The sequence below is a fragment of the Bradyrhizobium sp. AUGA SZCCT0431 genome (assembly GCF_018131065.1).
GTDB lineage: Bacteria > Pseudomonadota > Alphaproteobacteria > Rhizobiales > Xanthobacteraceae > Bradyrhizobium.
Genome location: NZ_JAFCLR010000037.1, coordinates 73,914 through 83,252 on the forward strand (window position 1 = coordinate 73,914; position 9,339 = coordinate 83,252).

Below are 9,339 nucleotides of genomic sequence, written 5' to 3' on the forward strand. Positions count from 1 at the left end.
GTCGCTTCGCTCCTCGCAACGACGATCGATAGATACGGTTAGGAATTTGGAGAGTGACATGAAGCGCTTCAATCTGTCGGGCTGGGCGGTAAGCCATCCGACGCTGATCCTGTTCCTGATGATCGCGCTGGGTGTGGCCGGCTTCTTCTCCTACGAGCGGCTTGGCCGCGCCGAGGATCCGTTCTTCACCGTGAAGGTGGTCAACGTCTCCGCGATCTGGCCGGGCGCCACGGCGCAGGAGATGCAGACCCAGGTCGCCGATCCCATCGAGAAGAAGCTGCAGGAGCTGCCTTACTTCGAGAAGGTGCAGACCTATTCCAAGCCCGCGTTCACCGCGATGCAGGTCACGTTCAAGGATTCGACGCCGCCGGCGCAAGTGCCGTATTTGTTCTACTTGCTCCGCAAGAAGCTCGCCGACGTGCAGGGTCAGTTGCCGGCGGGCCTGCTCGGCCCCAACGTCAATGACGAATTCAGCGACGTCGATTCCATCCTCTATATGATGACCGGCGACGGCGCCGATTACGCGCAGCTGAAGAAGGCCGCCGAAGGCATGCGCCAGCGGCTGCTGAAGGTGCCCGGCGTCACCAAGGTCAATCTCTACGGCGCCCAGGACGAGCGCATCTTCGTCGAATTCTCGCACGCCAAGCTGGCGACGATCGGCGTCACGCCGCAGGCGCTGTTCGATTCGCTGGCCAAGCAGAACAACGTCACGCCGGCCGGCACGGTGGAAACTTCCTCGCAGCGCGTGCCGCTGCGCGTCACCGGCGCGTTCGACGGCGCCAAGGCGGTTGCCGAGACACCGGTCGAGAGCAACGGCCGGATATTCCGCCTGGGCGATATCGCCACCGTCACCCACGGCTTCGTCGATCCGCCGACCTTCAAGGCGCGCCAGGAAGGCAAGCCTGCGCTCGGTATCGGCGTGGTCACCGCCAAGGGCGCCAACATCCTCGAGCTCGGCAAGGAAGTCGAGAACGCGAGCAATGACTTCATGAAGGCGGTGCCGCAGGGCATCAATGTCGAGCAGATCGCCGACCAGCCCAAGGTGGTCGAGCGCGCCGTCGGCGAGTTCGTGCACTCCTTCATCGAGGCGCTGGCGATCGTGCTGTTCGTCTCGTTCCTGGCGCTCGGCTGGCGAACCGGCATCGTGGTGGCGATGTCGGTGCCGCTGGTGCTGGCGATCGTCTTCATCGTCATGAACGCGATGTCGATCGATCTGCACCGTATTACATTGGGCGCGCTGATCATCGCGCTCGGCCTGCTCGTCGACGACGCCATCATCGCGGTTGAGATGATGGTGGTGAAGATGGAGCAGGGCTGGGACCGCGTCCGCGCGGCCTCCTTTGCCTGGGAATCTACTGCGTTTCCGATGCTCACGGGGACGCTGGTCACGGCCGCTGGCTTCCTCCCCATCGGCTTTGCCAATTCCGCGGTCGGCGAATATGCCGGCGGCATTTTCTGGATCGTGGCGATTTCGCTGGTGGCGTCCTGGTTCGTCGCGGTGATCTTCACGCCCTATATAGGCGTCAAGCTGCTGCCGAACATCAAGGTCCACCACAACCACGATCCGCACGCCGTCTATGAGACCCGCGTCTATCGCATCCTGCGCAGCATGGTGCAGTGGTGCGTCGACCACCGCATCAAGGTGGTGGTGGCGACGGTCGGCGTGTTCGCGCTCTCGATCGTCAGCTTCGGTAACGTCCAGCAGCAGTTCTTCCCGCTGTCGGAACGCCCCGAGCTGTTCCTGCAGTTGCGCCTGCCCGAAGGCACCGCCTTCAACGTTACCGAGAAGTCGGTCAAGAAGGCCGAGGCGCTGCTCAAGGACGACAAGGACATCGCGACCTACACCTCCTATGTCGGCCAGGGTTCGCCGCGCTTCTGGCTCGGCCTCAACCCGCAGCTGCCGAACGAGGCCTTCGCCGAAATCGTGATCGTCTCCAAGGACGTCGACGCCCGCGAGCGCATCAAGGCGCGGCTGGAGAAGGCGGTCGCCGGCGGCGACCTCTCCGAGGCGCGCGTGCGCGTCGACCGCTTCAATTTCGGCCCGCCGGTCGGCTTCCCGGTCCAGTTCCGCGTGATCGGCCCCGACCCCAACAAGGTCCGCGACATCGCCTATCAGGTGCGTGACGTGATGCGGCAGAATCCCAATGCCCTCGAGCCGCAGCTCGACTGGAACGAGCAGTCGCCCTACCTCAAGCTCGTGGTCGATCAGGACCGTGCCCGTGCGCTTGGTCTTACCCCGCAGGACGTCTCGCAGGCGCTCAGCATGCTGATCTCGGGTGCGCCGGTGACGACCATCCGCGACGGCATCGAGAAGGTCGGCGTCATCGCCCGCGCGGTTCCGTCCGAGCGGCTCGATCTCGGCCATGTCGGCGACCTCACCGTGACCTCACGCAACGGCGTTGCCGTGCCGCTGCAGCAGATCGCCAAGATCGAATACGCCCATGAGGAACCGATCCTGTGGCGGCGTAACCGCGACATGGCGATCACCGTGCGTACCGACGTCGCCGACGGCGTGCAGGCGCCCGACGTCACCAACCAGATCTGGCCGAAACTGCAGCAGATCCGCGACCAACTCGAGCCGGCCTACCGGATCGAGCCGGGCGGCGCGTTCGAGGAATCCGCCAAGGGCAACGCCTCGATCGCCGTGCTGTTTCCGCTGATGGCGCTGGTGATGCTGACGCTCTTGATGATCCAGCTGCAGAGCTTCTCGCGCCTGATCCTGGTGTTTTTGACGGCGCCGCTCGGCATCGTCGGCGCCTCGCTCGGCCTCAACATCGCGGGCCAGCCGTTCGGCTTCGTGGCGCTGCTCGGGCTGATCGCGCTGGCCGGCATGATCATGCGCAACGCGGTCATTCTGGTCGACCAGATCGAGACCGACGTTTCCCATGGCATGACGCGCAAGGAAGCCATCGTCGAAGCCACCGTCCGGCGTGCCCGCCCGGTGATCCTGACGGCGCTCGCCGCAATCCTGGCCATGATCCCGCTGTCGCGTTCGGCCTTCTGGGGCCCGATGGCGATCACCATCATGGGCGGTTTGTTCGTTGCAACCTTCCTGACCTTGCTGTACCTGCCGGGCCTCTATGCGCTCTGGTTCCGCAAGAGCCTGGAAGAAAGCGGCCAGACCAAGCAGCCCGATCTTGCGCCGCAACATCCGGCCAAGGATCTGAGCACCTCTCCGCTCGCATTTCCGCTTGCCGACGCGGCGGAATAATTGAACATTGGTTCTGACATGACGCTGATTGCCGAACACATCGAAACTGACACGCGGGAACGGATTCTCGTGGTGGCGGAGCGTCTGTTCCGGCAGATCGGCTACCAGAAGACGACGGTGGCCGACATCGCCAAAGAACTGCGGATGAGCCCGGCCAACGTCTATCGCTTCTTCGATTCGAAGAAGGCGATCCACGAAGGCGTCGCCCGCGGCCTGATGGGCGAGGTCGAGGTCGAGGCGCAGCGGATCGCGGACCGGCCCGGTCCGGCCGCGCCCCGGTTGCGCGAACTGATGAAGACCGTCCACCGCATGAATTCGGAACGCTATGTCGGCGATTCCAAGCTGCACGAGATGGTCGCGATCGCGATGGAGGAGGACTGGGAGGTCTGCAACGCCCATATCATGTTGGTCACGCAGACGATGGGCAGCGTGATTGCGCAGGGCGTGGCGACCGGCGAATTCGAGGTCGATGACCTGGAGCAGGCGGCATTGTGCTGCTGCACCGGCATGATCCGGTTCTTCCACCCGCAAATGATCGCCCAATGCGCCAACAAGCCGGGGCCGACCATCGACCGGATGATCGATTTCATCCTCGCCAGCATGGCCCCGCGCGGCAAGGCGCAATAGCTCCGAGCCCGGGTTGCTTCGGGCGCGCATGCGCCATGCCCACCATTGTTACTTCAATAAAGCTTGTGGGCGCGCTACGCTTTGCCGACCCCGCGATTGAAGGAAACACCGGAAAATGGACGCCAAGAGCCCCAAAGACCTGCATTATTACGAACCTGCCAAGGGCCACGGCCTCAAGCACGACCCCTTCAACGCCATCATCGCGCCGCGCCCGATCGGGTGGATTTCGTCGCGCGATACCAAGGGCAACGTCAACCTGGCGCCCTACAGCTTCTTCAACGCGTTCTGCTACAAGCCGCCGATCATCGGCTTCTCCTCCACCAACTGGAAGGACAGCGCCGCCAACATCCAGGAGACCAAGGAGTTCATCTGGAATCTCGCCACCATGGACCTGGCGCAGCAGATGAACGCGACCGCGGCCCACGTCGCCCATGACGTTAACGAGTTCAATATCGCCGGCCTCACGGCAGTACCCGGCAAGCTCGTCAACGTGCCCCGCGTTGCCGAAAGCCCGGTCGCGTTTGAATGCCGGCTGACGCAGATCATCCAGCTGCAGGGCGCCAATGGCGACAAGGCGCAGGCCTGGCTGACGCTCGGCGAAGTCGTCGCCGTCCACATCGACAAGGCCATGATCAAGGACGGCGTCTACCAGACCGCGATGGCCCGCCCGATCGTCCGCGCCGGCCGCAGCGGCGATTATTTCGAGATCAAGCCGGAAAACATGTTCGAGATGGTGCGGCCGGATTGATCGTCTCGCCCCGCGCTTCGCGGGTCCGCAAATCGTTCCTGCAATTGAACCAACACCAGTTCCGGCCACACCCAAACGGTGTAGCGCGGATGCAACGACTGCCGTGGCCCAGCCGATTGCGGCCTGGTCATCGAAGCAGCGCTTGATGACGGGTGTCGAATGCAGTTTTTCCTTTGTGAGATCGTCGCTCGCCTCGTCGCGATTTATTTTTGCTTCGACGTGGCGCACGCGAAGCCAGCTCCAGATTTGCCCTTATCAGGCGCTCGTCTTAGGCACGTGCTCCGGCCTATTTGGCTTTAAGCACTCTGAGAGCCGCAATAGCCTCAGCGGAAGGTTCTCGTGCGTGAGGCTCACGAGACATCCAGAACCGATATTTGCGCGGCTCGCGGCGTTTGAGGATCGGCCAGGTAAATGCCATCGCGCGCGTGATACTGCCATCATTATCAACGAGCCAAATCCGACCGAGGCTCAACGGTATCGGTGTTTCTTCTATTCGCTTCCATTTGCTGGGACTGGGTTCAACGGCCCGTCGAAATCTCTTGAACAGCATTGGCTATCCCTCGTTTCCCCGCACCTATACTAATAGCCAAAACCCGGCCGTCCAGCGGGCGCTTACGCGCGCCGCCTGTGCGATGGTCCGGCTCCCGCGCACCCTTCTTGGGGCTTCCGGACCGGTCGGCTCCGACGAGCTTTTCTAGCTTGATGCAAAGCGCTCTCGCCAGCGGCGCAGTGGCAGGCTTCTGCGAGCTCGTTCAGGAAATGGCGACCGCAGCTTGGAATTGTTCGGCGAAGACGGCGTATTGCGATTGCGAAGGAGTTCGCCGAGCCCGATGCTGAAGTGCAGGCCTGTCCTGTTCACGCTGCTCCTCGAACGGTCTGGCGCCGGCTGATCAACCCTGCTGATGGGTGGTGCGGCGACGATGGGCGTGCCGTTGTCGGCCAGTCTGGCCTTGTATTCAAAGAAGATCTCGCCCGCGACACCTCCAGCCACCAACGCGACGCATATCAACGAAGCTAAGGTCTCTTACGCCATGAAACCAAATTATGCAGCTCACAACCTCAAGAAAAAGACCGGCAAGCAGCACATAACCGGCCATGCGCGCGCGACGCAAATTATGATCGGCATCTCCGAAGTCTCTACAATGTTCGTCGGAGCGTGTTGTCATAGCTGATAATCCCCTGTTTGCAGTCGCGCGGTCCCATCCGTCCCTGTTCGTGATCTACAGCTAACCTGCACGGTGCCACTGTGATGAACGTCACTCGGCACGCGCCGGCGCGGTAGTTGATGGCGGGCACCAAGCTTCGGGCAGGGCGGATTACGCCTTCCGCCTTCGCTCTTTGAGCTACGGCGGACAGGTCGGCTCAATCCGCCTTACGGACCTCGCGGCTCATTCGATCACACGGTCGGCGCGGGCGGTAACAGAGGCTGGTATCGTGATGCTGAGTACGCGCGCGGTGCGCAAATTGAGCCATACTTCATAAACCGTAGGCTCTTCCACGGGGATATTGGCCGGTTTCTCCCCTTTCATGATCTTGTCTGCGAGCCGCGCCCCCTGCCGAGCTATTGCCACAAGTTCCGGTCCGAGGCTCACTAATCCTCCCAATGCAACGGTCTCCCTAAATCCGTGAACTGACGGCAATCCATGCTCCAATGCCAGCTCCGAAATCCGCTTGCCGTTGACGAAAGTAAGGGCTCCGGAAATCACCAGCACGCCTTTGACGTTCTTTCGCATCATTTCAGAGAATGCAGCGTCCAGTTCGTCGGTCGACGTAAAATCCACGGCCACCAATGTGACGCCGAGTGCTGGCAACCACGGTTCCAACGAAGCCATGGCGTATGCTGAGTTTGGATCATTTCCCGCTTTGAGAACGCCCACCCTGTCGAGATTGGGCACGATCTCCTTCAGGAGTTCAATTCGCTTTGCCCACGTCTCGGTCGCCGACTCATAGGTCACCCCGGTCATGTTTCCTCCAGGGTGCGAAAGGCTCTGCACCGCGCCTACGCGCACCGGATCGCCTACTCCAATAAAAATTGTTGGCAGAGCGGGAGGAACAACTTTCTTGGCGGCGATGAGGCCGATCGTGCTCCAGACAACCAAAAGGTCGAGATTGGCCACCAAAGGAGCAAGAAGCTCCGCGAACTTTTCGATGCGGGCTTCAGCGAAGTGCGCAGTCAGATCAATGTTGCGCCCTTGCTGGTAGCCGAACTCGGCCAATTTTTGTGAAAAGGCGTCGACCAGATATTGACCCTTGTCACGAGGCTCTGGCCCGACATTGCCCACGCGCCATACCCGCCCAACCTGTTGGGCGCGCACACTATCCAGCATCGCAAGAGCCGCGCCCGAAGAACCGAAAACAAAATCGCGCCGTCGCATTTTATCCTCCCAAGTGAGGACTGCGAAATCGCAACGCAGTGGCGGGCGCACGCCAACACGCGAACGGCAGCGGCATTCGCCGCCTGCCACTGACCTAATAGAATTCTTCGGCTGCCATCGGCACCAGTGAACCAACGGGAATTCGGCGTGCCCTGGCTGGCATCTCGCAGTAACCTACACCAAGGTCGTGCGAATCCGAAGGGGGAAGAAAGACCGGTGTGGCGCTTGTCAGACTTGCGCAACCGAACCGATCACGTCCGTTTATGGGAGCCGAACGGACTCCGCCAATGCAGGCGATGACTTCCGCAAATGGACCCATAGCGGAAGTCGCGTCCTAACCAATTATCGCCAAAGTAGCTCAGACTGGTCTGCTTCAATGTGATAGGCTGGGCCGCCCGGGATCGTCTCTGGGCCTTGGCTAGGACGAGGACAATGCGCCGACGTGATTTGATCATGGCGCTTGCGGGCGCTGCGGTATGCCCGAATGCGGCGAGAGCACAGCAGCCGAAGAAGGTCGCACGGATCGGTTTTATCGTGATGAGGTCAATTGACTCTCTCGAAGCGCGCGCAACCCTCGGAGCCTTTCGGCAAGGGTTGCAGGAGCACGGCTACATCGATGGTCAGAACGTTCTCGTTGAGGTTCGAGCGGCGGATTCGAAAATCGAGCGCTTTCCGGCTTTGGCAAGCGAACTTGTCGGTCTGAACGTTGACGTCATCGTGGCTTCGAATTCGGCCGCCGGTCGAGCTACTCAGCACGCAACCTCTACAATTCCTATTGTTGTCCCTATCATGGGCGATCCAGTCGGAGATGGGCTCGTCGCGAGTCTCGCGAAACCGGGCGGGAATATCACGGGCTTAACCTTTATTGGCCCGCAACTGGTTCCCAAACGTCTCGCCTTACTCAAAGAGGCGCTTCCCACGGCTTCCGTGGTGGTGGCGCTCTGGCAGCCAGCCGTATTCAGCGAGCAAACCATGACCAAAATGATGAAAGAGACTGAGGCGGCCGCACAGACCCTGGGATTGCATCTTCAACTTGTTGCCGTGCGGGGCCCAGACGAATTGGAGCAGGCTTTTTCGACCATTGCGAAGAACCGAACCGATGCCCTGTTCGTGCTTCCGAGCACGATGCTTTTCGCGGAACGAAGACGCATTGTCGATCTCGCCACAAAGCTTCGGTTGCCGGTGTTTTCCGTGAGCAAGGAGTTTGTGGAAGTCGGTGGGCTCATGTCTTACGGAGCTCACCTCACCGATTTCATCCGGCGCAGCGCGAGTTATGTGGACAAGATCCTTAAAGGCGCTAAACCCGCCGATCTCCCAGTCGAGCAGCCGACCAAATATGAACTCGTCATCAACCTCAAAACTGCGAAGGCACTTGAAATCAACATTCCCGCCACGCTGCTGGCTCGTGCCGACGAGGTGATCGAATGAAGGGTTTCCGAGCGTTGGCGCAGCACTCTTGACCTGCGTGAGTGCTGCCCATTCCCTTCTTAACCGTCAGTCGCGTTCGAGAATCTTGGCGCCGGGGTAGACCTGGCGGGCGTACGCAACGACCAGCGAGCGGTGCTGTGTCTCCAGGAACGGAGTCCGGATCTGACACGACCCGACGATGAGGTGCCACAAGCCGTTAATCTTCTGGATGATGACGTCCATGACAGTGCTTCCTTCCTGCTTGCAAGTTTCGCGGTGGGTTACTCCGCCCAGCGCTCACATTCGCGAGCAGCTGACCGGGCCAATGCCTTAGCCGCCTCAGCGAGTGCGGCCTTCTCAGCTCCGTCGCTCAATCCCGGTTCGAACGGCATAACGCCGTCGAACTACAACCTCTCGCAGACAGACGGATCGGACCATTGCACAGACGTTCATCAGTGCCTTACATTCGTTTGAGACGATGATACTTAGGTTTACAATTGACGACCTGCGCGGCTCGACGCTGATTCATCGGGGTCCGCATGGTCCTGCGCTTTCCCGCGACAAATTGACCCGACGGGCAAATCACTTCTGATTTGCGGAAATCGTGTCAAGTCCTAAATTTCTGAAAATCAAAAATATTTCCCTTTTCTTCGACCCCAAATCACCTGCACATCAATAGCCATCCCGTCCCACTCAGAGGGGCGTTGGCCATCGTCACAACGAGGGGCGGGTCGCGGTGGACGCTGATGTTGCGCTTGACGCGCGCAACAAAGGCGTACGGTGAAGTCGTGTGGTCCCGACGCCCCGATGCTGGCGTCAAGTCGGTGAAGAGGCTAACGCCTCTCACTGATGACGGTGACAACGAGCTCGGCCCGACCGAGGAGAGCACGAAGTAAGCCGTAAAGCCATTGCGCAGGGAATGTCGGATTGCCTCCGCTGCCCTGTATGCTCGTGTGCAGCTTTGTTTGCAC

Annotated in this window: 7 protein-coding genes; 5 read left to right on the forward strand and 2 right to left on the reverse strand. The window is 60.7% G+C overall.

Going from position 1 to position 9,339, the window contains the following annotated elements; translation table 11 throughout:
* Positions 1 to 58: 58 nt before the first annotated feature.
* The 4 genes from JQ567_RS29060 (at position 59) to JQ567_RS29075 (ending at position 5,758) form a co-directional block, all read left to right on the forward strand.
* Complete coding sequence (locus JQ567_RS29060) at positions 59 to 3,211, forward strand: efflux RND transporter permease subunit (RefSeq protein WP_212441996.1); 3,153 nt, start codon at positions 59 to 61, stop codon at positions 3,209 to 3,211.
* A gap of 18 nt (positions 3,212 to 3,229) precedes the next feature.
* Positions 3,230 to 3,838 (forward strand): TetR/AcrR family transcriptional regulator, encoded by a 609-nt coding sequence (locus tag JQ567_RS29065; protein WP_212442008.1) that lies wholly within the window; start codon positions 3,230 to 3,232, stop codon positions 3,836 to 3,838.
* Between the two features lie 115 nt (positions 3,839 to 3,953).
* Positions 3,954 to 4,586, forward strand: coding sequence for a flavin reductase family protein (locus JQ567_RS29070; protein WP_212441997.1), 633 nt, complete (start codon positions 3,954 to 3,956; stop codon positions 4,584 to 4,586).
* 902 nt (positions 4,587 to 5,488) lie between these two features.
* Entirely contained in the window at positions 5,489 to 5,758 is a 270-nt protein-coding gene (locus JQ567_RS29075) for a hypothetical protein (protein WP_212441998.1), read from the forward strand.
* A 216-nt stretch (positions 5,759 to 5,974) separates the two neighbouring features.
* Here JQ567_RS29075 and JQ567_RS29080 read toward each other — a convergent pair whose 3' ends face one another.
* Positions 5,975 to 6,961, reverse strand: a complete 987-nt coding sequence (locus JQ567_RS29080; protein WP_212441999.1) for an ABC transporter substrate-binding protein — start codon at positions 6,959 to 6,961, stop codon at positions 5,975 to 5,977.
* Positions 6,962 to 7,393: 432 nt separating this feature from the next.
* On the opposite strand from JQ567_RS29080, the gene JQ567_RS29085 reads away from it, so the two are divergent.
* Positions 7,394 to 8,389 (forward strand): ABC transporter substrate-binding protein, encoded by a 996-nt coding sequence (locus JQ567_RS29085; RefSeq protein WP_212442000.1) that lies wholly within the window; start codon positions 7,394 to 7,396, stop codon positions 8,387 to 8,389.
* Positions 8,390 to 8,455: 66 nt separating this feature from the next.
* Here JQ567_RS29085 and JQ567_RS29090 read toward each other — a convergent pair whose 3' ends face one another.
* On the reverse strand, positions 8,456 to 8,611 hold the full coding sequence (locus JQ567_RS29090) for a hypothetical protein (RefSeq protein WP_212442001.1): 156 nt from the start codon (positions 8,609 to 8,611) through the stop codon (positions 8,456 to 8,458).
* Positions 8,612 to 9,339: the final 728 nt, after the last annotated feature.

What these genes read in the sequence shown, in the direction of transcription:
- JQ567_RS29060 (WP_212441996.1), top strand. Translation starts at nt 59, where the DNA reads ATGAAGCGCTTCAATCTGTCGGGCTGGGCGGTAAGCCATCCGACGCTG.
- JQ567_RS29065 (WP_212442008.1), top strand. Translation starts at nt 3,230, where the DNA reads ATGACGCTGATTGCCGAACACATCGAAACTGACACGCGGGAACGGATT.
- JQ567_RS29070 (WP_212441997.1), top strand. Translation starts at nt 3,954, where the DNA reads ATGGACGCCAAGAGCCCCAAAGACCTGCATTATTACGAACCTGCCAAG.
- JQ567_RS29075 (WP_212441998.1), top strand. Translation starts at nt 5,489, where the DNA reads ATGGGTGGTGCGGCGACGATGGGCGTGCCGTTGTCGGCCAGTCTGGCC.
- JQ567_RS29080 (WP_212441999.1), bottom strand. Translation starts at nt 6,961, where the DNA reads ATGCGACGGCGCGATTTTGTTTTCGGTTCTTCGGGCGCGGCTCTTGCG.
- JQ567_RS29085 (WP_212442000.1), top strand. Translation starts at nt 7,394, where the DNA reads ATGCGCCGACGTGATTTGATCATGGCGCTTGCGGGCGCTGCGGTATGC.
- JQ567_RS29090 (WP_212442001.1), bottom strand. Translation starts at nt 8,611, where the DNA reads ATGGACGTCATCATCCAGAAGATTAACGGCTTGTGGCACCTCATCGTC.